Genomic DNA, 23,419 nt, shown 5'->3' on the forward strand with positions numbered 1-23,419 from the left:
TTTCAGTGGCCGGGCGCGATGATCCAGTCTGGCTGTTCGCGCGCCAGAAAATCGAACAGCGCTTGCACTACATCGGGGTCGAACTGCAAACCGCTGCGCTCTTTGATGTAACTGATTACCTCATCCAGTGGCCAAGCTCGTTTGTATGGCCGACTGTGCAGTAATGCATCGAAGACATCGACCACGGCGACAATACGCGCGGCCAGCGGGATGGCATGGCCTTGCAAGCCGCGCGGATAGCCCTTGCCATCAAAATGCTCGTGATGTCCGCCGGCGATCTCGGCACCGATACTCAGACTGCTGACACCACCGATCGAAGTGGCGGCATTGGCCAGCACAGTCTCACCTATCATGGCATGGTTCTCCATGATGGCGCGCTCGTCCGTATCATGTTTGCCAGGCTTGAGCAGAATCGCATCGGGAATTCCGACCTTGCCGACATCATGCAAAATACTGGCGATACCGACAAAGCGCATGAAATTGGTTTCTGTGTCGGCAGGAATTTTTCCAGCGGCCTGCATTTCAGCGGCGATCGCATCGGTTAAACGACAGACCCGGCGAACATGTCCACCAGTATTGGCGTCGCGCGACTCAGCCAAATCAGCCAGCGCGACCACGGTCGCTTCCTGCGTTGTTTTGAGTAATTCAAACATCTGCAAATTATCGAAGGCGGCACCGATGCGATCACAAAAAATATCGAGCAGACTACATTCGAGCGCGCTCAATGGCCGGGTAGGGGAGAAGGCGACGGCAAATTGATGACCGTGCGTGGCAGGAATCGACAACACATTCACCGTTGAGGTGAACAGATTCTTTTTGTCGGCAAAGGTTTGCATGATCGATGCCAGCCATGGATGCGACGCCGATACCAGATCTTCTTCGATCAGTAGGGCGGAACTGCCGGTACTGGCAATTACTCGCGGCAATTCGACATTGCCGGCCACCTTCTTGTGCATCACGCACAGTATTCCTTGTGTTCCGAAATCGAGAATTGCCCCGATTTGTGTCAGTACGCCGGAAGCCAGTTCTTTGAGTGAATTGATCTGGTACAGATTGCTGACTGCCTGCAGTATTTTATCGAGCCCGCGCCGGTTTGCTTCCAAGGCTTTGAGTCCTTCGTAAGCGCGCAGGGAAGCGATCACCGAGGTGAACATTTTTTGGGTTGTCAGTTCCGTCTTGAGCTTGTAATCGTTGATGTCATAATCGACGATGACTTGCTGTTCCGGTGCTTGGCCTGGCTGTCCGGTACGCAAAATAATTCTGACTAAATCATTGCGCAACTCCTGCCGTATCCGTTGCGCCAAGCGCAGTCCGGCATCTTCGGTTTCCATCACAACGTCGAGCAAGATCATCGCGATATCGGGTTCCTGCTGCAAAATCTGAAACGCTTGCTCGGCTGAGTAAGCTGATAAAATCTCGATTTCCTGCATCTTGAAACGAATATTACTCAAAGCCAGGCGTGTCACCGCATGGATGTCCGGTTCGTCGTCGACCACCAGCAAGCGCCATTTACCAAGCGCTTGCTGTGGCGTCGCATCGCTATCCTCATCGTCCAGCAACCAGCCATCGATTTCATCACTCATTCTTGTCATGCTCGTCTCACTTTATCTGTCGGAATTCAATTGCCGGGTGATGCGAGGCATAGCGATGTGAAAGCTCGCCCCTTGCTGCTCATTATTACTCACGCTGATCGTGCCGCCGAATTGCTTGCTGATGATATTGAAAACAATATTGAGACCAAGACCGGTGCCGCCTTGGCCGCGGCGGGTGGTGAAAAACGGCTCGAAGATCTTACTCAGATGCTCGGCTGGAATACCGCAGCCATCGTCACAAAATGTGAGCAGACATTGTTCTTCAAACTGCTCCAGCGTGAGACGAATGTGCCCCGCTTGTCCGGGACGAAAGCCATGGGTAAGCGCATTCATGGTCAGATTAGTCAATACCTGCGCCAGCAAACCGGGGTAGCCATCCATCAGAATAGCGCTGCTGGTGCGGACCACCTCAATGCTGGCATGGGCCTTGCGCAGAGTCGGCATCAGACTGGTGACCAGTTCATCGACGAATTCATTGAGTTCATAATCGCGCCGTTGTTCGCTGGTTTGGTCCACTGCTACCTGCTTGAAACTTTGAATCAGGTGGGCCGCGCGCTCGGCATTGCTGGCAATGAGACGTGCGCTTTCCGTTGCTGTCTGTAAATAATCTGTCATTTGCGTTTTACGCAGCGCCCCCAGCGCTAAACCTTGACTTACTTGCAGTGTGGCTTCGCTGAGTACTGATGCGCTGGTGATGATCACCCCGACCGGAGTGTTGATTTCGTGGGCGATGCCAGCCACCAGCCCGCCGAGTGCCGCGAGTTTTTCCGCTCGTACCAACTCTTCTTTGGCCAGTTGAAGTGTAGCGAGGGTTTGATTGAGTTCGGCATTGGCAGTTTCAAACTTGGCGGTACGCAGTTGCACGCGTGTTTCCAATTGCTGGTTGATTTCGCGTAGCTCGCGTTCATGGCCTTGCCTGAGTCTGTTCACCTCAAGAAAGGCATTGAACCATTTGACCAATTCACTGATTTCATCGGTACCGGATGGTAGCGGCAGGGCTGCCTGCACCTCGTCCGTATCCGTCGCGTTATTATCTGTGGCATCACGGCGCGCCTGCATGCGGCGAAAGCCGGCCGATACGGCTTGTACCGGCAATACCATATTCCGGTGAAACACATGTCCTGCCAAATAAATAATGCACAAACATACCGCGATCAACAATGCCAGCACCTCACTCAAATGCCGCATCGGTGCCAGCAGGGTTTGCTGCGGAATAATTCCGAATACCTGCCAGCCGACATGCTCAAGCCTTGCCATGCTCAGCACACTGTCGCGGCCATTGAATTGCAGCATACGGCTGCCATTGCCGCTCAAAGTAAGCAAGGGGGGCGTTACCAGTTGACCGATACGGCTGCGATCAGGATGATAGATGATGCGTCCGGCGGCATCGGTGACGATGAGGCTGGCATCGCGTCCGAGATCGACCTGACTGAAGTGTTGATATAAATAATCACTGGAATAATTGATCAACAACATGCCGATCGGCTCACTGCTCTGAGATTGTGGCGAATAGTGGCGCACGATTTTTACCGCCGTCAACACATTGCGTGCACTCGATGCGCTGTTGAGGTTATCGCTTAGTCCCAGCCAGTGCAAAGTCTGCGGTGCTTGCAGGGCCGCTTGGTAAATCTTCGCGCGCAGCGCTTGGTCGACCGGCGTCACCGTCAGGGTGTCTCCGACATAGAAACGGTGGCCTTGCAGGCTGAATAAATCGATCGATACCACGCCCTTCAGGCTGCTGTAAAGGTTAAGGCTTTCGCGAATTTTCGCTTGCGTTGACAAATTATCATAGGCATCCCGACTGACGGCCCCAGCGGCATCGCTTTTCGCCAGCACGATACCGATGTCTTCTATGCTGGCGATGCGATTGGCCAGATTTTCCACTTGATCTAATTGTAATTGCAAATAATCGCGCTGATTGAGCAATAACTGGCTGCTGTATTGGCCCGTCAGGTCAAGAATAGTGCGCCGGACAATATGGTAGGAAGTGACAGCAAACAAAGACAAGGGCAGTACACTGACGATCAGCAGGTAGGCGATGAGCTTATACATCAACTTCATCTGCAATTTCATGGTCGCTCGCGCTGCTTGAGCAGTTCCGCAGTCAGTACTTGGGCCGCCACCGGCAAGCGTGCCGGCAGTGTTTCACCCTTGAGCGCACGCAGGGCCAGCATCACCCCCTGATAGCCTTGCTCATCGGCCGCTTGATCGACGGTCGCCACCATGGCCCCGCTGCGCAGTGCCTGCTTGGCTTCATCGATGGCATCATAGCCGATCACCGCGACCTCAGTGCGACCACTTTCCTGCAGATAGCGCACCGCGCCGAGCGCCATCATATCGTTAGCACAGAACAGCAGGGTGATATGCGGATGTTGGCGAAACAAGTCTTTACTTACGCTATAGGCTTCATCAATCTTCCAGTGCGCCGTCATCGCGGCGACCTTGCTCACGCCATGCTCGCGCAGGGCACGACGCGCGCCGGCGCTGCGCAGGCGGCCATTTTCAGCGCCCGGCATGCCCTCGATCAGCGCCGCCTCCGCAAGCGCCGGCATGTGCGCGAGCACTGCCTTGACCGCCGCATAACTGGCAGCTTCATTGTCGACACTGACAAAGGGAATCGCCTGCATGTGCAGTTGACTCAAACGCGCCGAGTCGAGCGGGTTATCGATATTGATGATCACCATGCCGCGTTGCTGGGCTTTCTGCAGCACCGGCAGCAGGCGTTGCGAGTCGCTAGGGGCAATCACCAAGGCTGGCACTTTGTCTTCAATGAGTTCGTCGACAATCGCGATTTGCTGTTCGATCGCCGTTTCCTGTGCCGCCGTCCGTACTTCGAGTACGACGCCCGACTGCGCCGCGGCACGGCGTGCGCCGCGTTCGATCGCGATGAAAAATGGATTACTCAGGGTTTTTAATACCAAGGCGATGCGTGGTGTTGCCGCTGCGGTTTTTTGTTGTTGCTCAATAGCAACAGCAGTGGAAGCACTGCCTGCGCTACCGGGTTCGGTATTGCCGCATGCGCAAAACAGCGTGCACAGCACGCCCAGTCCTAAGATGCCGGCAAATTTCATCATATTCCCTCGTGCTCGTGACGAGCGCATGATCGTTTTTGCTTCGGTTGGCAGCTGCGCCGCATGGTATTTGTGATTTTCAGTCTGTGGTTTGGCACGCAAATATGTGTTTTCAATCACACCTTTCCAGAAGCTAAAGGAAAAACGCCGTTCTGTCTATAGTTTGATCAAGAAAGTAGTTTGAGCATTTTACTGATGTAAAAAAAACTTTCATTTGAAATAAAACGATCGTACTATTTTGCGGTATAGTGAGAAAAGAATCACCCTCGGTGCCGAATCGCCAGCGCAGCGCCCGCGATTGGCAAACCGGCATAATAAAAGCTGTATTTCAACCTTAGGAAAAGACATGAGTGCAGAATACCAAGTCAATGGCAGCACCGCCATCATTACGCTTCACAATCCGCCGGTTAACGGTTTAGGGCATGCCACGCGCCAAGCCATCGTGGCGGGTATGAAGCAAGCGCAAGATGATGCGACGATCACAGCGATTATCATCACCGGTGCCGGCAAGGCTTTTTCGGGTGGTGCCGACATCAAAGAATTCAATTCCCCTAAGGCCTTTGCCGAACCGGGTCTGCACAGTGTCATCAGTATCATCGAATCATCCGAGAAACCGGTCATCGCGGCCATCCATAGTGTCTGCATGGGCGGCGGGCTGGAACTGGCCTTGGGTTGTCATTACCGTATTGCCAGCCCGGGCGCGCAGATTGCGCTGCCTGAAGTCAAGCTTGGCATCTTACCTGGGGCCGGCGGTACGCAACGCTTGCCGCGCGTGGTAGGGCTGGAATTAGCGCTCAATATGATCGTTTCCGGCACGCCGATTGCCTCCGAAAAACTGGCCAAGACAGGCTTGTTCAGTTCCATCGCTGAAGGCGACCTGATGACGGCCGCGCTGGCGCTGGCCGAACAAGTGGCCGATCAACGTCCCTTGCCACGGGTGCGCGACATCAAAATCGATTACCCCAACTACGAAGCGTACTTACAATTTACGCGCAATACCGTGCGCGCCATGGCTGGCCCGTTCCCGGCACCGCTCAAATGTGTGGAAGCAGTCGCCGCGGCGATGACGCGTAAATTCGACGACGGCATTCAAATCGAGCGCGCACTGTTTCTCGAATTAGTCCAGAGCACCGAATCGAAAGCTCTGCGCCACGCATTTTTCGGCGAACGCGCCGCCAGCAAACTGCCCGACGTACCGGACGACACGCCGCTGCGCAGTATCAAAACCGTGGCCGTCATCGGTGCCGGTACCATGGGCGGTGGGATCGCCATGAATTTTGCCAATGCCGGTATCCCGGTGCAAATTCTGGAAATGAAGCAGGAAGCACTCGACAAGGGTTTGGCGACGATACGCAAAAATTATGAAAATACGCTCAAAAAAGGCAAGCTGACGCAAGAAAAATTCGAGCAACGTGTAGCGCTGATTACTGGCACCTTGTCTTATGAAGCGATCGGTCAGGCTGATTTGGTGATCGAAGCGGTATTCGAAGACATGGGCGTAAAAGAACAAGTATTCCGCAAGCTCGATGAAGTGATGAAGCCCGGTGCGATTCTGGCCTCGAATACCTCGACGCTCGATGTCGATCAAATCGCCGCCTTCACGAAGCGCCCGCAAGACGTGGTCGGTACACATTTCTTCAGCCCGGCGAATGTCATGAAGCTGCTTGAAATTGTACGCGGCAAGCACACCGCCAAGGATGTGTTGGCGACCGTGTTGGCGATTTCGAAAAAAATCAAAAAAACCGGCGTGGTGTCGGGTGTTTGCGACGGCTTCATCGGCAACCGCATGATAGAGCAATACAGCCGCCAAGCCGGATTCTTATTGGAAGAGGGCTGCACGCCGGAGCAAATCGATAAAGCAGTCGAAAAAATGGGCTTTGCGATGGGACCGTTCCGCATGGGCGATTTGGCAGGCAATGATATCGGCTGGTATATCCGCAAACGTCGCTACCTCGAAAAACCACAGATCACTTATTCGAAAACCGCTGATTTGCTGTGTGAAATGGGCCGTTACGGACAAAAAACCGGTGCCGGTTGGTATGACTACAAGGCCGGCGACCGTAAGGCTTACCCATCCGAGTTGGTCAATCAAATGATTATTCAGCACTCGGCCGATATCGGTGTCGTACGCCGCAAAATCAGTGATACTGAAATTATCGAACGCCTGATTTATTCGCTGGTCAACGAAGCCGCCTACATTTTGGAAGAGGGTATCGCTACACGCGCCTCCGATATCGACATGGTCTACCTGACCGGCTACGGTTTCCCGCTGCATACCGGTGGGCCGATGTTCTATGCCGATACGGTCGGCCTTGGGAATGTCGTATTGGCGATGGAGAAATATGCCAAAGGACGCCATGGCGATGCCTGGATTACTGCGCCGTTGCTGGCCACACTCGCAGCACAAGGAAAAACTTTCAACTGAGGCAAGAAACCCGAGTAAGCAAAAAAAAGCGCAGCTCAGGCTGCGCTTTTTGTTACCATAGTAAGCTATGAAAAACACCAGCAATACGCGCCTGTTGAGCAGCTTTCTGCACATCATCAAATGGACCTTGCTGGCCGCGCTGGTGGCCGTCTTGGCTGGTAGTGCATCAGCTTTTTTTCTATTTGCCCTCGAGCGCGCCACGGCGGCTCGCTTAGCGCACCACGCTCTGCTGCTACTCTTGCCGGTGGCTGGTTTTGTGGTTGCTTACTTGTATCTGCATTATGGCCAGCAGGTCGAAGCTGGCAATAATTTGCTCATCGATGAAATTCACAATCCCAAAAAAATCATCCCTTTGCGCATGGTGCCACTGGTACTCGCCGCCACCGTGACTTCGCATCTGTTCGGGGCCTCGGTTGGACGTGAGGGCACCGCCGTCCAAATGGGCGGTGCCTTGGCCGATCAACTGAACCGCGCCATCGGCCTCGCTGCCGAGGACCGGCGCATCATGCTGATGGCCGGCATCAGTGCAGGCTTTGCCTCGGTATTTGGCACACCGCTGGCCGGGGCGATTTTCGGTTTGGAAGTCTTAATCATCGGCCGCTTGCGCTACGAAGCCCTGCTGCCATGCTTGATCGCCGCCGTTCTGGCCGATCAAGTCGGCTTATTTTGGGGGGTACAGCACACACATTACCTGATCACGCAGATCCCGCCGCTGAGCTTGCGCAATTTGCTGATGATGATCATCGCCGGCGCTTGCTTCGGCCTGTGCGCGCGCCTGTTCGCCACCTTCACGCATCGCGGCAGTGCTTGGTTTACAGCGCGTATCGCGTATGCGCCGCTGCGGTCGTTTTTCGGCGGCTGCCTGATTCTTGCCATCGTTTGGTTCGGCGCGGCCGAGCGCTATATCGGACTGGGTATACCGGTCATCGTCGAAGCCTTTGCTCAACCCGTGCCAGTCTACGATTTCGCTGCCAAGGCCATGCTGACCATTGCCTCACTCAGTGCCGGCTTCAAGGGGGGCGAAGTGACTCCCTTGTTTTTTATCGGTGCCACGCTTGGTAATGCGCTGGCACCGCTGTTGCAACTGCCATTCTCACTGTTAGCCGGCATGGGTTTTGTCGCCGTCTTTGCCGGTGCCGCCAATACGCCGCTCGCTTCCACTTTGATGGCCATCGAACTCTTCGGTGCCGATGTCGGGGTTTTTGCGGCCATCGCTTGCGCCGTCAGCTTTCTTTGTTCCGGGCATGCCGGTATTTACCGTGCGCAAGGTCGCGGCGAAAACCAAGTGGGTCCCTAACGAGGAAACTGATTGAATTGATTCAATGTCTAAAAAATAATCTTTATCCCATGGAATTTTTTGGAACTCGGTCGGTCAAATACGACTTACAGCTATCCAATCAAGCTACTGCGAGAAACTCCATGCAAAATTCGTTTACCAAATTACTGGCACTGTGCTGCCTGCTTGTGCTCAGCGGCTGTGGTGCCGGCCTTGCGCGCGCCGAGGGCAGCGCCACACGCTGTTTACAGCAGCGTGATTATCGCCATAGCGAAGTATTGGCTTGCTATGTCGCGGCACAAGCGGAACAAAAACTGGTCTACCTCGACAAGGGCAGTAGTCAAGTCGACGGTGTCGAAAAACGGCGTTACGAATTGACTTCACAAAACTGGTCGCCGGCAGGCATGGTGACCCCAGCGGTCTGGAAACACGATGTCGAGATCTACATTCCCGCAGACGCACTCAACAAGACTGCGCTGCTGGTCAGCAATAACGGCATCAATGTAGCGGCCGGGCAAAATGGGCTGCGACCACTGTCCGATATTCCCGAAGCCATGGCCGTGGCGATCGCCAAAAAGACCAGAACCATCGTGATTTCGGTCAATAACATTCCGAATCAATACCTGACTTTTGCCGATGATGCTCAGGCACGCCGCGAGGATAGTGCCGTCGCCCACAGCTGGAACTTATTCATGCAGGATACAAAAGCACATGCCTTCCTGCCCATGCACCTACCGATGGCGGCAACGCTGGTGAAAGCCATGGATTTGGCGCAACAAGAATTACTGGCTTGGAAAATCGACCGTTTCATTGCCACCGGCGCATCCAAACGCGCCTGGGCTGTCTGGTTGGCCAGCATAGCCGATCCGCGCATCACGGCAATCGTGCCGTTCGTGCTCGATATACTCAATATGGATCGCGTCATGCAGCATACCTATGACAGCTATGGTCAGCAATGGCCGCTTGCCTTCGCCGATTATCAACGTGCCGGCGTTACCAGTGCGCGCCAAAGCACGGCATTTACACAACTGTTGCAGATCGAAGATCCCTTGCGCTATCTCGATAGCCCCTATGCGGCGCGACTCGCCATTCCTAAATATATAGTCAATGCCAGCGGCGACGACTTTTTCGTGCCCGACAACACACAGTTTTTCTATGCCCGTTTGCCGGGCGAAAAAACCTTGCGCAGTGCCCCCAACTCCAGCCACTACGGCATTCGCGATGTGGTCGAAAACTCGCTCGTCAGTTTCATTAATCGGATGCAGCGCGGCCAAGCGCTGCCACAAATTACGATCGAGGCCGCCGGCAATAACAGCAAAGACCCTGGGCAACTCACCGTGCGCTTCTCGCACACTCCGGTGAAAATCACACAATGGAGCGCACACAATCCATTAGCACGTGATTTTCGCTTTGCTTGCGGCATACGCTATACACCGAACAGCTTGGAGCTTGCCAACAGTGTGACTGTCATGCAAGCAATACCGACTGCAGGGTGGAGTGCCAGCTTCGTCGAAGCCGAATTTGCCGATGGTATGGTGGTAACGACGCCAGTGCAAATTCTGCCGCAGCGCTATCCTGAACAGCCGGCGCTTGGTACTGGGCCGGCTTGCCAAACCATAGGCGAGAAAAGCACGACAAAATAGGCCGTCGGCTTTGCCTATCCGTGCGCCTGTCATAAATATTTCCACGGACGGCACTGACAACAAAAGCCAGTCGCAGAGGCGATGTTATAATATACGGTTAATTCATATCATTATTGCAAAAGGTTTTCTGTGCTTTCTACCGCAAATATCACCATGCAGTTCGGCCCCAAGCCGCTGTTTGAAAACATCACCGTCAAATTTGGCGAAGGCAACCGTTATGGTTTGATCGGCGCCAATGGTTGCGGCAAGTCGACTTTTATGAAGATTCTCGGTGGCGATCTCGAACAATCGTCGGGCACAGTCATGCTCGATCAGAACGAACGTCTGGGTAAATTACGCCAAGATCAATTTGCCTTCGAAGACATGCGTGTGCTCGACGTCGTCATGATGGGGCATACCGAAATGTGGGCCGCCATGGCCGAACGCGATGCCATTTACGCCGACCCCGAAGCGACTGACGATGACTACATGAAGGCCGCCGATCTCGAAGCCCGCTTTGCCGAATACGATGGCTACACGGCCGAAGCACGGGCCGGCGAACTGCTGCTCGGTGCCGGTATTCCAACCGATCAGCATCAGGGCAGTATGAGCGCCATTGCGCCGGGATGGAAGTTGCGTGTGCTGTTGGCGCAAGCCTTGTTTTCCAATCCCGATATTCTGTTGCTCGACGAACCGACGAATAACCTCGACATCAATACCATTCGTTGGCTCGAAGATACGCTCAATGAGCGTAATTCGACCATGATCATCATTTCCCATGATCGCCACTTCCTCAACCAAGTGTGCACCCATATGGCCGACATGGATTATGGCACCTTGAAGGTGTATCCCGGCAATTACGATGATTACATGCTCGCTTCGACGCAAGCGCGTGCGCAGCAAATGGCCAACAATACCAAGGCCAAAGAGAAGGTCGCCGAATTACAAGATTTCGTGCGCCGCTTTTCGGCCAATAAATCCAAGGCGCGCCAAGCGACATCGCGCGCCAAACAAATCGACAAGATCAAGATCGAAGAATTCAAGCCTTCCAGCCGTCAGAATCCTTTCGTGCGTTTCGATGGCGAAAAGAAATTGCATCGTTTGGCTGTCGAAACTCAGGGTTTGAGCAAAGCCTACGAGCGTACTTTGTTTAAAAATGTCGATCTGATGGTCGAAGCCGGCGAACGTATCGCCATCATCGGCTCTAACGGTGTCGGTAAAACCACGCTGTTGCGCTGTATCGGCGGTGATGATATCGCTCATCTGCATGCTGATCGCGGCTTAGTGAAATGGGCGGAAAATGCCAATGTCGGTTATATGCCGCAAGATCCGACCGAAGAATTCGCTGCCGATAAAAACCTCACCGACTGGATCGGCCAATGGACTCAAGAGGGCGACGATGATCAAGCCGTGCGTTCTATCCTCGGACGCTTGCTGTTCGGTGGCGACGATGTCAAGAAATCGGTCAAAGTTTTATCGGGTGGTGAAAAAGGGCGCATGATGTACGGCAAACTCATGCTGGGACGTCACAACGTCTTGTTGATGGATGAGCCGACCAATCACATGGATATGGAGTCGATCGAATCACTCAATATTGCCTTGGAAAAATATGCCGGCACCCTGATTTTCGTGTCGCATGATCGCGAATTCGTCTCGTCGCTGGCAACGCGGATTTTGGAAATCAAAGAAAATGAAATCATCGATTTCCGCGGTACTTATGAAGAATACCTGAGCAGTCAGGGCATCGAGTAAACTTCTTGATTGGCCCATTGGGAGCGAAACTGTAATAAGCGATATTCGGGGAAGCGTAGATTTAATCCAAGCGGTTTGCCCGCCGCCACTGAGGCGCCTTGCATTGCATCCTCATTGGCAACGGACAATTCCACTGCGATTTAATCTGCGTCGGCTCAGGCTCCTGGGGCGACTTGGTGCTACTCGAGAAGAAGCGAGCTTGCCCGCGGAGTCGGCACGTGGTCAACACGCCTACCAGCTTGCACTTGGGCGTGTCATGAATACCGTTTTAGCCGATAGTCTATTTTGTATAGACAAACGTGTATAGTATGAAGATGAAAATAACAGGCTTTGATTGGGATGACGGTAACTGGCCGAAGTGCGGCAAACACGGCGTATCCCGTGAGGAAATTGAACAGGTTTTATTGGGAACGCCTGCCGTTATGAAAGACCCTCACCCGGATGAGCCGCGCATGAGGGCTATCGGAAAAACGAAGGCAGGGCGCTACGTCTTTCTGGTCTTCGTTTTGCGCAAGCTTAATGGAAATGCGATGCTTCGCCCCATCAGTTCACGCTACATGCACCAAAAGGAGATTGATCACTATGAAAACCAAAGCTAAACCCATGCCATCGCTTGTGAGTGATGCGGATGCTGAGCAATTCGTTGATACCGCAGATCTTTCTCGGTACGACTTATCTGGTTTCAAGCCGATGAACTTTGAGTTTGCGCCGAAATCTGCGGCGATGCACATGCGCCTTCCTCAAAATCTGCTCGATGCTTTGAAGGCCAAGGCAAAAGCCAAAGGAATACCTTACACGCGCTATGTCCGAATGCTGCTTGAGAGTGATGTTGCACGCTGATCATCGGCTACGCCCGGCACCCGGCCCCAGTGCTCGACGAGGATGTCGCCAAGCTTTCACCATTTGCTCACGGGCACATCAATAGATAAGTGGGGGAATGGCAATCTGTACGAAAAGTACGATTGCGCCTCACTTACAAATCGTCGACCAGGCTGTCCCGTACCAGCGCTGAATTGATCCCTTTGTCACCTTGATAGAGTAAATGATCGAGGCGGTCGCGCAGGCTGCGTGCGGTTTCGCGGCCTTTCGATTTGAGAATTGCTTCAATATAAGGATGACGCAGCTTTTTGAAGTCGTCCAGCGTTTGGGCGCGCTCCGCTTTCAATTGCAGGGCGAAGCCACGCAAGCCGAGCATGCTTTTAATGGTTTCATTGAAAAAAGTATAAATCGCCTCGATTTGCGCCAATTCGCGGGCATGCTCGGTATTGTTTTCCGTACGTTCCGCTTGGACTGTCACCACAGTGACTGGCTCTGGCAGTACCGGCAAGGCCGCGATGTAGTCATTGGCAATCAACTCGGCCACATTGCTTTCATCGAGCCCAAGTGCTGCCACTCGGGCCAATAATTGGGTCGCACTTTGCTTGCCGTCGACCATTACCAGCAGGGTGCGTAGTCGTGTGCTGAGTTGGTGTTTGCGGGTCGCGATTTCCTCGCGACCTTTGTCAGTTTTATCGTAAATGCTAGCGAACATTGGCGCAGTGTCCCGAAATGGTGCTTGGAATCAGAATTCATTTCTGATAATGCACACAAGCATACCTGAGGCTGGCCGAGTACGCTATAGCAGCTTCGGGCAGATCAGAGCTTACGCATAAAAATTACCGGCTTTTCGCTGACAACTGGGGGCGACGATTGACAACTATTACACGAGGATGAGCAAGAGCTGGCACAGGATTTTTGCGCATGCTCAAAACGCGTCGCCAAGCGTGGATGATGGTCTGCCAATTTCGCGCCTATCCGCCGCCGCCATGAGGAAGGCATCCACTTCAACAACAAGTAGATGGCGGCAGTAAATAAAATCAGGAAGGTAATGAAAGTCTGCATGATCAGTGACGCATGAAAAAACTGGCTGTCTCAAAGGTGATGAACGAGGCGAAGTAGGCCAGTCCGAACAAATACGCCGCCATCATCAAAGGGTAGCGCAAGGTATTGGTCTCACGCTTAACGACGCTGAGCGTCGCAATGCACTGCGGAGCAAATACATACCAAGCCAGCAGCGATAAGGCGGTTGGTAAACTCCATGATTGCGCGATCAAGGGTTCGAGCGAGCGGGTCAAGTCGTCGCCCGATTGTGACAGTGCATACACGGTGCCGAGTGCCGCAACAGCCACTTCGCGCGCTGCCAAACCTGGCACCAAGGCGATACAAATCTGCCAATTGAAACCGATGGGAGCAAACACCACCTCCAGCATACGCCCGAGGTAGCCGGCAATGCTGTAGTAAATCGGTGGCTGGGTGGCATGCTCAGGCGCACCCGGGAAACTGCTCAAAAACCACAGCAAGACCATCAGCGCTAAAATAATTGTGCCTACCCGAGTAGTGAAAATTTTCGCGCGCTCATACAAACCCATAGCCAAGTTGCGCGAATTAGGCCAGCGGTAATCGGGCAATTCCAACATCAAAGGATGTTGCTGGCTCAGGCCCCATTTTTTCTTGAACACCAAGGCCACCAGCATCGCCGACGCAATACCGGCCAAGTATAAAATAAACAAAACCAAGCCCTGCAGGCTGATGATGCCGAACACCGAGCGTTCCGGTATGAAGGCGGCAATGATCAATGCATACACTGGCAAGCGTGCTGAACATGTCATCAGCGGCGCGATCATGATCGTGACGAGGCGATCGCGCGGATCTTGTATGGTGCGGGTTGCCATGATGCCGGGAATGGCGCAAGCGAAACTCGATAGCAAAGGAATGAAGGCGCGTCCGGATAAACCGACTTTACCCATAATTCTATCGAGCAAAAACGCCGCGCGGGGCAGGTAGCCCGAGTCTTCCATCACCAAGATGAAGAAGAATAAAATCACAATTTGCGGCAAGAATACCAACACGCTGCCAGCCCCACCGACTACACCTTTGACTAATAATCCTTGCAGCATGCCATCCGGCACGACGGTCTCGAGCACGCTGCCCAAATGATCCATGCTGTCCTTGATGAACGCCATCGGCCACTGGGCCCAGGCAAACACGGCTTGAAATACTAAAAACATCAAGGCAGCGAAGATCACTGGCCCACACAGGGGATGCAAGATCCAGCGATCAATGCGATAACTGAGTGGTAATTCCAGCCTCGCATTGTCTTCCCCACCTTGGACGCAAGCTTGCAGTATCGTATTGGCTGCTGCCTGTATCGCTTCTGGCGTCGCGCGCTCTTGCTGGGCAATCGTCGTGGCGTTGGGCAAGCTGCGCGCCAGCGTTTCCAAGCTGACTTGCAAGGCCTCCAGTCCGTGAAATTCAACGGCAATCGTTTCCACCACCGGCACACCGAGGTGCTGTTGCAAAGCTTGAATATCGATCTTGATATTGCGTTTTTTTGCAACGTCCATCATGTTGACGGCCAACACCAGCGGCAAGCCCAGACTTTTTAATTCCAAAGCCAAGCGCAGACCGCGCTTGAGATTGGTCGCATCGACCACGCACAGCACCGCATCCGGCAAGGCTTCGCCGGCACGCAAGCCACGGATAACTTCCTCGGTAATTTTTTCATCCGGGGTAATCGCGTGCATGCTGTAGGTGCCAGGTAAATCGAGTACCTGCCATTCCCGACCATTACTGGCCGTAAATTTGCCAAGCTTGCGCTCTATCGTCACGCCGGCATAGTTGGCGACCTTTTGACGCGCACCGGTCAAGCGATTGAAGAGGGCTGTTTTGCCGCAATTGGGATTGCCTACCAAGGCGATGCGTGGTGAAAACAGGCTGGCATTGCTCATATTACTTATGTTGCTCATTTAAGCCGTCCGCGGTTTGGTGACAGCAATCAGGGCGGCTTCGAATTGCCTTAATGCAAATGTTGACTGCCCGATACGCACGGCCAGCGGTTCGCCACCGAAATAGCCTTTATGTAAGACCTTCACGGTCTCGCCACGAACAAAACCGAGCTCCTTCAAGCGCCGCGCGATATCGCGCATGGAACTCGAGGTATCGGCCTGGGTATGTTCAACATCGTCAACCAGCGCTGTTTCGCCGATTTGCAGGCGATCGAGCGTGGTGGTCGTTGTTGCATCAATTGGAAAACTACTCATGAATCATATCTTTTAATCAAGGTTGAAGCGCTAAATGATAATGAGAATATATATCAATATCAGTTAGCATTCAATTGTTATACACGGTTTTATTGATCTGCATCCAGTTCAAGCGCCCGAACAGAGGATAAAGTATTGCTATTAGTATAATTGTCTGTGCCGTCACCCTAGCTTATCTTCCTGAGGATTGCAGATAGTATTTTCTAAAAGATCACACTACAATGCTGGGAGCCTGTAGGACTTAGGGAATCGAAGCGATTGTGCAGCCGATTACTCCTAATTCCGGCAGACTCCTAGAGCTTACTCATCAGGAAATTTAATGCCTAAAATCCAAGCCCCAGTCGAGCAGTTGCAAGAGCTGATATGTGCAAAAGCCTATATGTCGGAGGTGCTTGATCATGCTGTGCTCAAGCAAATGGGGGTGTTTTTGCTCAAGAATGCTTTGCCGGCCACGCTCATTGAGCCTTACCTCGCCTCGTATCTGTCAGAAATCAAGCAGGGTGGATTGACTAAGACGGCGCACCATTTGACTGAGGTGAAGATAGGTGCCGGGCAATTTCTGAACCAGATATTACGCGAACCGGCGTTTATCCATATTGCCGGCCAATTTTTTAATGGGCAAGTCGGTGCCGACTTCCTGCGCGTGGTTAAAAAAGATGAGCGTGACTATGCCGCCGTATTTTTGCATCAAGATTGTTGCTATCAAATTGGCAGCTTGGAGCGTTATTCTTTATTCATTGCACTGACCGACTGCGGCCCCGAGAATGGTGGCCTGCGGGTTTACCCGGGCACGCATCACTATGGTTCTTTGGGGGATGCCGGAGAAATTGCCGACATTCTGCCGCCTGGCTATCCTTCGCTTGCCGCAGAACTGGCAGCCGGGGATATCTTGATTATGAACTCGGCCATATGGCACCAATCGCCCGAGAATGTCAGTCGAAAAAACCGCATCTATTTGGAAGTGCATCTGCAGCACATTGATGAGCCGACCACCGTAATGGAAATTTGCGGTGTCAGACAATCGCCGTGGCGCTTAGCCATGAGTCCGGATGAGATCTTCGCCAATTCGAGAACGCAAAGACTGCGTGCTCTGTATCAACAAATCGACCAACTCAGCCCTAAACTTAGCGAGCAATAAATACTATGTCACTGCCATCAGAATTTGATAACACTTATTTTCCTCTGCATCGCCAATTCATCAATGCGTATATCGATGAGAGCAAAGCCATCATCGAACAATTTCAATCGACCGCTGAGTGGTTGGAAATCGGCCCGCAAAAACAAAGCCACATTCGTTCGGTCTATGCAGATAAGAGCATTTTATCGCTCGATATCGATGATACCTATACGCCAGATGTCATTGCTGATCTGACGATCACCAATCCCGGCTTGGCGAGCGGGCGCTTCGCCGGCATTTTTTGCATGGAAGTGCTGGAGCATGTGGTCGACCCCTTCGCGGCCGTCAGTGAGATCGCGCGGATACTCGAAGACGGTGGTTTTGTCGTCGTTTCCACTCCGCTCAACGCGCGCATACATGGTCCGGTTCCCGATTGCTGGCGTTTCACTGAATTTGGACTGAAGGTCTTGTTCCGCAATTTTGATATTATCGACTTTAAAAAGCTCGATACGCCGGATCGCAATTTATTTCCACTGCATTACGCCCTGATTGCGCGTAAAAATACGCAGAAAAATATCGATGCTCGAACAATGCAGTTTTCTTATATCGATTAAATTTGCGTGCTCTCGGGCATATTGGTCGCGGCGGTCGGCGCCTCGACCGGTTTGATCAGCGCCAGCAGTGCGCTCTGTTGATCTTCAATCATGCGGCTTTGTTGCGCCAATTGCGCGCTCAGTAAATCCTTCACTTCCTCTGCCGCACGCCGCCCGAGTTGCTCCTCACGCTGCGAGAACTGGCAGTGCTCGAGCATGCTGCGCAGCGTCTCTTTGGTCAGCAGCAACTCACGCATTTGCTCGGCGCTTCGCTGCTTCTCCACCTCAGTCACTTCCAAGGCGGCCGCTTGCGCCGCATTCTCACTGAGTAAGTCGGTATTGCTCGCTTGCTGCTGCCCTAGCATGGCTTCGAGTCGAGTCGCACGACTTTGTGCCTGCATGAATTGGCTGCGGCCGTGTTCCAGCTCCGCATCGGCTTGCCGGATCCGGCTCTCATAGCTGTGTCTGTCGGCCGTGCGCTGCTGGCCGCTGGCTTGCTGAAAGTGTTCAAATTGAGCTTGTGCCGTTTGTAATTGTTGCTGCAAGCTTGCTATCTGCGCCTGTCCATCTTCCCAGCGGGCCGTCAAGCTGGTGCGTTCGGCGAGAACGTCACGCCATTGCTGGGTCAAGCTTCGCACCTCATCCTCAAGATCTTTGATACGCCCATTAGCTAGTGATAATTCAGCTTGTAAGCGCGCCGACTGCGTCGTCAAGCTGCCGATTTCCGCACGCTGTTGCGCCGCCAAGCGCTCTGCCACCAAACAAAATTGCTCATGTATCTCTTGCTGTTTAGCTAATTGCTCTGTGCATTCCGCTTGCAGTAATTCGTGTACGTTGCGCAGCGCCCCGAGCAGGGTGGGGGGTAAGCCTGCTTCATCTTGTGAGCGGTGGTTTTGTCGCTCTTGCTTCCATTGTTTTAGTAGCGGGGCAATGGTGCTTTTGCTGCCGGTATTGCCGAGCGCGGCGCGCACCAAATCCACCGTTGGTGCCTTGCCTTGCTGCTCGATTTGCAGGGCTGCTTTGTTGATATCTGAATAATCAATTCCTGGTCGCGCCATTTTTTTTCCTGATTTTGTAACGTATTTGTATTACGTAATATTATCTTATTTAATGAAATAATAAAAAGAAACTTTTCCTTTTTTTTAACATGCGATAAGATATATTATCGCGTGTGATAAGCAGCAATTTTTGCACATTCCATATGCCTCGCCAGCACCATTACACCAGAAAGCTTTTCGCACCATGTTGAAAAAAAATGCGCTGATTTCACCGGAGACGCAAAATGCGCCGAGCGACTTAGCCAGCGTAGCGGCATTGCAAGCGCAATTTTTAAGCGCCGCCACCGCTGACAATACCCGTCGCGCGTATCGCTCAGCCGTGCGGCATTTTTTAAACTGGGGGGCCAGCTTGCCGGCCGATGAGGCGAGCCTGACCCGCTATCTGATCGCGCACGCTCAAACACTCAATCCGCGCACCCTGAGTTTGAAAATAACCGCGCTCTCTCAATGGCATAAACAACAAGGTTTTCTCGACCCATGCGCCGCGCCACAGGTGCGCAAAATCCTCACCGGCATCATGCGCATCCACGGCAAGCCAAAAAAGAAAGCGCGCGCCTTGATGATCGAAGACTTGGAAGTCATCGTCGCCATGCTCACTCCGAGTGAACAATTAAGCGACCAACGCGATAACGCCTTGTTGCAAATTGGCTACTTTGGCGGACTGCGGCGCTCCGAGCTCGTCGCCTTGCAATTTGAAGATATCAAGTGGGAACGAGAGGGCATCACAATCACGCTGGCGCGCTCGAAGACCGACCAACTTGGTGTCGGTATCCAAAAGGCGATACCGTCCAGTGACGGCCTGTGCTGCCCGGCGCGCGCACTGCAGGTCTGGTCCGGTGCTGCCGGTATCGTCAGCGGGCCTGTGTTTCGGCGCATCGATCAATGGGGCAGGGTGGGGCAGGCAGCCTTACATGCGGCCAGCATCAACGCCATTTTAACAACAGCGGCGAGTCGCGCCGGCTTGGCCGAAGTGGGCAGCCTGAGCAGTCACAGCCTGCGTCGCGGCATGGCCACCAGCGCCCACCGCGCCGGGGCGACTTTCCGTGCTATCAAACGGCAAGGCGGGTGGCGTTTTGACGGCACCGTGCATGGCTATATCGAAGAGGCCGACCAATTTAAAGAAAACGCCTTAACTAAGCTGCTGGGTCGAAAGCAGTGATTGTTAAATTTCTTTAGCGAAATGTATTAATAGATATTTTATTGCCTCAAGAAAACATCTATAGTCCTAGCACAGAGACATACTTACTTACAATTTATCAAAGCTTATTGCTGCGTGGAGACATGTCTTGGCTTATGATGTGATGCAATGCGCAAGTTTTGTTATTGGACGTTCAAGCCGTGTCCATCGATACTGTTGATGTGACAATATTTGATGAAATTTTGCCATTCCATTGTTTTTAATGTTCTAGTGCTTTAGTACAATTACGCTAAGGGCTGCAACATCATAGAATCAAAGAGTGTCATCTCTATGGTGCTCAGATAATAAAAATGTTCTATGGCCATTGTTCAACACATCATTCCCCACTGGGGCGCGGAGAAACTGTAATGCAAGCTAAATCAGATCAAGCAGTCGCTTACCGATCGTCCGGCTTTACCCTGATTGAACTGATGATCGTGGTCGCCATCGTCGCGATCTTGTCTGCCATTGCCATCCCCAACTATACCGATTTTCTGTTGCGCGGAAAAATCGTCGAGGCGACTAACAGTCTGAGTTCCGTGCGCGCTTCGATGGAACAGTATTACCAAGATAATCGCACCTATCTCAATGTCGGCACTACCATTATCTCCCCCTGCAACAGCCTGCCGACTTTGAAATATTTTGCCTTAACCTGTCAACCCTTGACCGCCACGACCTACACCATTCGAGCCGCCGGCGTGGCCGCTACCTCGACCGCCAATTTCAGCTACTCGGTGACCAATGCAAATGTACAGAGTTCCAGCACCGGCGCAGTCTGGGGCAGCACCACCGGCACCACCTGTTGGCTGATGAAAAAGGGTGCCACATGCTGAGAGCGGCTAAGCTGCGCGGCTTCACGATCATTGAAGTCTTGATCACAGTATCGCTGATGTCGATACTGATGTTTCTTGGCCAATCGGTATTTACTACTTGGACCGCCAATGCCAAAGCGCGCAGCCTGGCAGAAGCCATACAAAATGGCGTGCGCGCGGCGCAAGCCGAAGCCGTCAGGCGCAATCGCCAAGTCGCTTTCGTCCTGACAAATGCCGCTCCGGCTGCCAATGTGGCGGCGGTAGCCAATGGCCGTAACTGGTATATTCAAGTGCTGCCGATTGTGGCCGGTGAAACGGTGAATACGCCTTACGTGCAAGGTTCCTCGACGGGCTCACTGACTGCCGGCATGAGTGTCACCGGGCCGGCACTGATTTGCTTCAATTCTCAAGGACGCATCACGACAAACAGTGCTGCCGCGGTGACCACCGCTTTCGGTATGACGTGCGCGGCCACCACAGCCAATTATGCCGTTACCAGCACAAGCGCCAACGTCACCGACCGCACGTTTAATGTTCAAGTGGCTATGGGGGGGAAAGTGCGCATGTGCGATGCCAGTCGCACTCTCTCGACCACCAATCCGGACGGGTGTTGAGATGACTATGCTCAAGATCGCAAGCAAAAAACAACAGGGCATGCTGCTTATCGAAGTCTTGGTGTCACTGGTGATTTTTTCCGTTGCCGTGCTGGGCTTGATCGGCTTGCAAGCCGTGGCTACCAAAACATCCTACGATGCCGAAGACCGCAATCGCGCATCCGTCTTGGCCAATGAAATTATTACTGCCATGTGGACGCAAAACACCAGCTCGCTGCCAACGGCAATCGTTACGGCCTGGCAAACTCAAGTAGCCAACAATGCCGCCACCGGCTTGCCCTCCGGCACAGGTGCCATCAGCGCACCGGACGCCAATAATGTCGTCACCGTTACGATTACCTGGAGTTCACCTAACCGTAAACCCGGCGATCCTGCCAGCCAGTACATTACCCAGCTCAATGCCTTGCCATGATTAAGCTTATACGCAATAGAAAATCCGCTAACGGCTTCTCCTTGGTCGAGCTGATGGTGGTGATCGTGCTGGTTTTGATGATGTCACTGGCGATTTTCGGCATTTTATCGACCAGCGAAGGAAAAAAGCGCACTTTAACGTCGGTCAATGACATCAATCAAGCCGGCAACTATGCCATGTATCAGTTGGAAAAATCCTTACGTGCTGCCGGTTCCGGAATTTCACAAAATTACCAAACCGTGTTCGGCTGCCCATTGCGCGCCGCCTTGTCGGGCAATCAAATTTTGCCGTTCACCGGCACCATGGCCGCACCGTTTGCGGCACTCAACACCGCTTTGACCGGTAATTTCAGACTCGCGCCCTTGATCATCGCTAAAGATGCCACGACACCGAACATGAGTGGCAGCAAATCGGACGTGATCATCATGATGTCGGGCACTGCTGGCTATGGCGAAGTGCCGACCGCCTTCAATAGTATTCCTGTGTCTAATAATTTAAGCTTGATCAATACCGTCGCATTCAATGCCAATGACCTCATACTATTGATGGACCAAAGTGCCGGTACACCATGTTTTCTCTCGCAAGTCGATGCCGCCTTCACTACGGCAGTCGGTGTGACGACTTTACCTATGGCCGGCAGTTTTTATTCCGATACGATAGCCGGCAACTCAATTTCCAGCTTGCCCGGCACGGCTATCGCTATGAACTTGGGCAATGCCACCGGTAATCTGCCGAACTTCCAAATGTTTGGTGTTGGCAATAATAACACTTTATTTCAATACGATTTATTACAAGGCGGGACCTTGAATACACCATTGGCGATTGCCGATGGTATTTTTGAAATGCATGCTTTGTATGGCGTTGCCTCTGCCGCTGGTGGCGGCCTTCTTGATACTTGGGTAGATCCGGCAGCCGCCGGCTTCGATTATCTGACTTTGGAAAACGGCAGTGCCCCAAGTACCAAGACCTTGGTCACGATTAAAGCGATACGCGTAGGCTTCATCACGCGCACTTCACTGCCGGAAAAAGCCAGCACACCGCCGGCCACGACTGGCCCGATTAAGCTGTTTTCTGATCTTGGCCCGACAGTCACCTACACCCGCACGCTCACTGCTGCCGAACAGAATTACCGCTACCGTACCGTTGAGTTGACGATACCCTTACGTAACTCTTTATTTCTGAACTGAGCCATGAATCACGTCACCCCTCATTTTGGCACACAGGTCATGGCCCGCGGCAGCATGGTGCGGCAGCGCGGGATCATTTTATTCGTCACCTTGATTGCACTGGTGATACTGATGATCAGCGGCATAGCCTTGGTGCGTTCGTTCGATACGAGCTTATTGTTAGCCGGTAATTTGGCCTTCAAGCGCGATTTAATCAACCAAGGTGAGCGGGGCATCGCCGCGGCGCGCACGGCACTGTTGGCCGGTGGTACCCTGGGCAGCGATACCTTGCGTCTGACCAGCTTGGCAAGCAGCAATTACTCGGCAACGATCTTAGCGTCGGATGCACGCGGTTTGCCGCTGATGCTCACCGACGACAGTTTGTGGACCATGACCGGCAGTGACATCGTCGACAACACCAGTGGCGTGACGATTCGTTACGTGATCGACCGCTTGTGCAATTTAAGCGGAAGCACCAGCACGGCCAACTGTGTACTCGGATCTACCTCCGCGCCGCAAGCGGCGAGCGCAAACATTCAACCTATTGTGCCAAGTGGCTCGGTGATTTATCGGGTCAGCATCCGTGTCAGCGGCCCGAGAAATACCCAAAGCTATATGCAGTCGACTTTATCCACTTTATAAGATGTCAGCAT

General features: G+C 53.0%; 21 protein-coding genes. 14 read left to right on the top strand and 7 right to left on the bottom strand.

The genetic code is table 11. The features are described 5' to 3' along the window. Positions 1 to 2 precede the first annotated feature (2 nt). From RHM61_RS16140 to RHM61_RS16150, 3 genes are read right to left on the bottom strand one after another with little or no spacing between them, the layout of a single operon-like run. Positions 3 to 1,592 carry a DUF3369 domain-containing protein gene (locus tag RHM61_RS16140; protein WP_322248314.1) on the bottom strand — a complete coding sequence of 530 codons (1,590 nt, stop codon included), beginning with the start codon at positions 1,590 to 1,592 and terminating at the stop codon, positions 3 to 5. Between the two features lie 12 nt (positions 1,593 to 1,604). Further along, entirely contained in the window at positions 1,605 to 3,665 is a 2,061-nt protein-coding gene (locus tag RHM61_RS16145; RefSeq protein WP_322248315.1) for a sensor histidine kinase, read from the bottom strand. Then, positions 3,662 to 4,666: a substrate-binding domain-containing protein gene (locus tag RHM61_RS16150; RefSeq protein ID WP_322248316.1), complete on the bottom strand. Its 1,005-nt coding sequence runs from the start codon at positions 4,664 to 4,666 to the stop codon at positions 3,662 to 3,664. Before RHM61_RS16150 ends, RHM61_RS16145 begins: the two co-directional genes overlap by 4 nt. Positions 4,667 to 5,009: 343 nt before the next feature. Here RHM61_RS16150 and RHM61_RS16155 point away from each other — a divergent pair, with 343 nt between their 5' ends. From RHM61_RS16155 to RHM61_RS16180, 6 genes are all read left to right on the top strand, one after another. After that, positions 5,010 to 7,088, top strand: coding sequence for a 3-hydroxyacyl-CoA dehydrogenase NAD-binding domain-containing protein (locus RHM61_RS16155; RefSeq protein ID WP_322248317.1), 2,079 nt, complete (start codon positions 5,010 to 5,012; stop codon positions 7,086 to 7,088). A 67-nt stretch (positions 7,089 to 7,155) separates the two neighbouring features. Continuing rightward, the gene (locus RHM61_RS16160) at positions 7,156 to 8,385 is read left to right on the top strand and encodes a voltage-gated chloride channel family protein (protein WP_322248318.1); all 1,230 of its coding nucleotides are present in this window, start codon (positions 7,156 to 7,158) and stop codon (positions 8,383 to 8,385) included. 122 nt (positions 8,386 to 8,507) lie between these two features. Beyond that, positions 8,508 to 10,007 (top strand): PhoPQ-activated pathogenicity-related family protein, encoded by a 1,500-nt coding sequence (locus RHM61_RS16165; RefSeq protein ID WP_322248319.1) that lies wholly within the window; start codon positions 8,508 to 8,510, stop codon positions 10,005 to 10,007. Positions 10,008 to 10,136: 129 nt separating this feature from the next. Next, on the top strand, positions 10,137 to 11,738 hold the full coding sequence (locus RHM61_RS16170) for an ABC-F family ATPase (RefSeq protein ID WP_322248320.1): 1,602 nt from the start codon (positions 10,137 to 10,139) through the stop codon (positions 11,736 to 11,738). A gap of 308 nt (positions 11,739 to 12,046) precedes the next feature. Further along, positions 12,047 to 12,337: a BrnT family toxin gene (locus tag RHM61_RS16175; protein ID WP_322248321.1), complete on the top strand. Its 291-nt coding sequence runs from the start codon at positions 12,047 to 12,049 to the stop codon at positions 12,335 to 12,337. Further along, positions 12,321 to 12,578: a CopG family antitoxin gene (locus RHM61_RS16180; protein WP_322248322.1), complete on the top strand. Its 258-nt coding sequence runs from the start codon at positions 12,321 to 12,323 to the stop codon at positions 12,576 to 12,578. The genes RHM61_RS16175 and RHM61_RS16180 overlap by 17 nt, the downstream gene beginning before the upstream one ends. A gap of 133 nt (positions 12,579 to 12,711) precedes the next feature. Here RHM61_RS16180 and RHM61_RS16185 read toward each other — a convergent pair whose 3' ends face one another. The 3 genes from RHM61_RS16185 to RHM61_RS16195 form a co-directional block, all read right to left on the bottom strand. Next, positions 12,712 to 13,269, bottom strand: coding sequence for a hypothetical protein (locus RHM61_RS16185; protein ID WP_322248323.1), 558 nt, complete (start codon positions 13,267 to 13,269; stop codon positions 12,712 to 12,714). A gap of 352 nt (positions 13,270 to 13,621) precedes the next feature. After that, entirely contained in the window at positions 13,622 to 15,523 is a 1,902-nt protein-coding gene (gene feoB / locus RHM61_RS16190) for a ferrous iron transporter B (protein WP_322248324.1), read from the bottom strand. Continuing rightward, a complete protein-coding gene (locus RHM61_RS16195) occupies positions 15,524 to 15,817 on the bottom strand; it encodes a FeoA family protein (RefSeq protein WP_322248325.1) in 294 nt (97 codons plus the stop codon). A 319-nt stretch (positions 15,818 to 16,136) separates the two neighbouring features. Between RHM61_RS16195 and RHM61_RS16200 the strand changes: the two genes are divergently transcribed. Continuing rightward, positions 16,137 to 16,955: a phytanoyl-CoA dioxygenase family protein gene (locus RHM61_RS16200; RefSeq protein ID WP_322248326.1), complete on the top strand. Its 819-nt coding sequence runs from the start codon at positions 16,137 to 16,139 to the stop codon at positions 16,953 to 16,955. Positions 16,956 to 16,960: 5 nt separating this feature from the next. Beyond that, the gene (locus RHM61_RS16205; protein WP_322248327.1) at positions 16,961 to 17,548 is read left to right on the top strand and encodes a class I SAM-dependent methyltransferase; all 588 of its coding nucleotides are present in this window, start codon (positions 16,961 to 16,963) and stop codon (positions 17,546 to 17,548) included. Here RHM61_RS16205 and RHM61_RS16210 read toward each other — a convergent pair. Continuing rightward, positions 17,545 to 18,585 carry a DNA-binding protein gene (locus RHM61_RS16210; RefSeq protein WP_322248328.1) on the bottom strand — a complete coding sequence of 347 codons (1,041 nt, stop codon included), beginning with the start codon at positions 18,583 to 18,585 and terminating at the stop codon, positions 17,545 to 17,547. The two genes, RHM61_RS16205 and RHM61_RS16210, sit on opposite strands and share 4 nt — an antisense overlap. A 184-nt stretch (positions 18,586 to 18,769) precedes the next feature. On the opposite strand from RHM61_RS16210, the gene RHM61_RS16215 reads away from it, so the two are divergent. From RHM61_RS16215 to RHM61_RS16240, 6 genes are all read left to right on the top strand, one after another. Then, entirely contained in the window at positions 18,770 to 19,744 is a 975-nt protein-coding gene (locus RHM61_RS16215) for a tyrosine-type recombinase/integrase (RefSeq protein ID WP_322248329.1), read from the top strand. 386 nt (positions 19,745 to 20,130) lie between these two features. Continuing rightward, positions 20,131 to 20,595 (top strand): type IV pilin protein, encoded by a 465-nt coding sequence (locus tag RHM61_RS16220; RefSeq protein WP_322248330.1) that lies wholly within the window; start codon positions 20,131 to 20,133, stop codon positions 20,593 to 20,595. Beyond that, positions 20,589 to 21,188 (top strand): GspH/FimT family pseudopilin, encoded by a 600-nt coding sequence (locus RHM61_RS16225; RefSeq protein ID WP_322248331.1) that lies wholly within the window; start codon positions 20,589 to 20,591, stop codon positions 21,186 to 21,188. Before RHM61_RS16220 ends, RHM61_RS16225 begins: the two co-directional genes overlap by 7 nt. A gap of 7 nt (positions 21,189 to 21,195) precedes the next feature. Continuing rightward, positions 21,196 to 21,600: a type IV pilus modification PilV family protein gene (locus RHM61_RS16230; RefSeq protein ID WP_322248332.1), complete on the top strand. Its 405-nt coding sequence runs from the start codon at positions 21,196 to 21,198 to the stop codon at positions 21,598 to 21,600. Next, a complete protein-coding gene (locus tag RHM61_RS16235; protein WP_322248333.1) occupies positions 21,597 to 22,787 on the top strand; it encodes a PilW family protein in 1,191 nt (396 codons plus the stop codon). Before RHM61_RS16230 ends, RHM61_RS16235 begins: the two co-directional genes overlap by 4 nt. 3 nt (positions 22,788 to 22,790) lie before the next feature. After that, the gene (locus RHM61_RS16240) at positions 22,791 to 23,408 is read left to right on the top strand and encodes a hypothetical protein (protein WP_322248334.1); all 618 of its coding nucleotides are present in this window, start codon (positions 22,791 to 22,793) and stop codon (positions 23,406 to 23,408) included. The last annotated feature ends 11 nt before the right edge of the window (positions 23,409 to 23,419 follow it).

Source organism: Undibacterium sp. CCC3.4, assembly GCF_034347425.1.
Lineage (GTDB): Bacteria > Pseudomonadota > Gammaproteobacteria > Burkholderiales > Burkholderiaceae_D > Undibacterium.

Bases quoted from the DNA above. Each gene is read 5' to 3' on its own strand.
- RHM61_RS16140 (WP_322248314.1), bottom strand. From the start codon at position 1,592: ATGACAAGAATGAGTGATGAAATCGATGGCTGGTTGCTGGACGATGAG.
- RHM61_RS16145 (WP_322248315.1), bottom strand. From the start codon at position 3,665: ATGAAATTGCAGATGAAGTTGATGTATAAGCTCATCGCCTACCTGCTG.
- RHM61_RS16150 (WP_322248316.1), bottom strand. From the start codon at position 4,666: ATGATGAAATTTGCCGGCATCTTAGGACTGGGCGTGCTGTGCACGCTG.
- RHM61_RS16155 (WP_322248317.1), top strand. From the start codon at position 5,010: ATGAGTGCAGAATACCAAGTCAATGGCAGCACCGCCATCATTACGCTT.
- RHM61_RS16160 (WP_322248318.1), top strand. From the start codon at position 7,156: ATGAAAAACACCAGCAATACGCGCCTGTTGAGCAGCTTTCTGCACATC.
- RHM61_RS16165 (WP_322248319.1), top strand. From the start codon at position 8,508: ATGCAAAATTCGTTTACCAAATTACTGGCACTGTGCTGCCTGCTTGTG.
- RHM61_RS16175 (WP_322248321.1), top strand. From the start codon at position 12,047: ATGAAGATGAAAATAACAGGCTTTGATTGGGATGACGGTAACTGGCCG.
- RHM61_RS16180 (WP_322248322.1), top strand. From the start codon at position 12,321: ATGAAAACCAAAGCTAAACCCATGCCATCGCTTGTGAGTGATGCGGAT.
- RHM61_RS16185 (WP_322248323.1), bottom strand. From the start codon at position 13,269: ATGTTCGCTAGCATTTACGATAAAACTGACAAAGGTCGCGAGGAAATC.
- feoB (WP_322248324.1), bottom strand. From the start codon at position 15,523: ATGAGCAACATAAGTAATATGAGCAATGCCAGCCTGTTTTCACCACGC.
- RHM61_RS16195 (WP_322248325.1), bottom strand. From the start codon at position 15,817: ATGAGTAGTTTTCCAATTGATGCAACAACGACCACCACGCTCGATCGC.
- RHM61_RS16200 (WP_322248326.1), top strand. From the start codon at position 16,137: ATGCCTAAAATCCAAGCCCCAGTCGAGCAGTTGCAAGAGCTGATATGT.
- RHM61_RS16205 (WP_322248327.1), top strand. From the start codon at position 16,961: ATGTCACTGCCATCAGAATTTGATAACACTTATTTTCCTCTGCATCGC.
- RHM61_RS16210 (WP_322248328.1), bottom strand. From the start codon at position 18,585: ATGGCGCGACCAGGAATTGATTATTCAGATATCAACAAAGCAGCCCTG.
- RHM61_RS16215 (WP_322248329.1), top strand. From the start codon at position 18,770: ATGTTGAAAAAAAATGCGCTGATTTCACCGGAGACGCAAAATGCGCCG.
- RHM61_RS16220 (WP_322248330.1), top strand. From the start codon at position 20,131: ATGCAAGCTAAATCAGATCAAGCAGTCGCTTACCGATCGTCCGGCTTT.
- RHM61_RS16225 (WP_322248331.1), top strand. From the start codon at position 20,589: ATGCTGAGAGCGGCTAAGCTGCGCGGCTTCACGATCATTGAAGTCTTG.
- RHM61_RS16230 (WP_322248332.1), top strand. From the start codon at position 21,196: ATGCTCAAGATCGCAAGCAAAAAACAACAGGGCATGCTGCTTATCGAA.
- RHM61_RS16235 (WP_322248333.1), top strand. From the start codon at position 21,597: ATGATTAAGCTTATACGCAATAGAAAATCCGCTAACGGCTTCTCCTTG.
- RHM61_RS16240 (WP_322248334.1), top strand. From the start codon at position 22,791: ATGAATCACGTCACCCCTCATTTTGGCACACAGGTCATGGCCCGCGGC.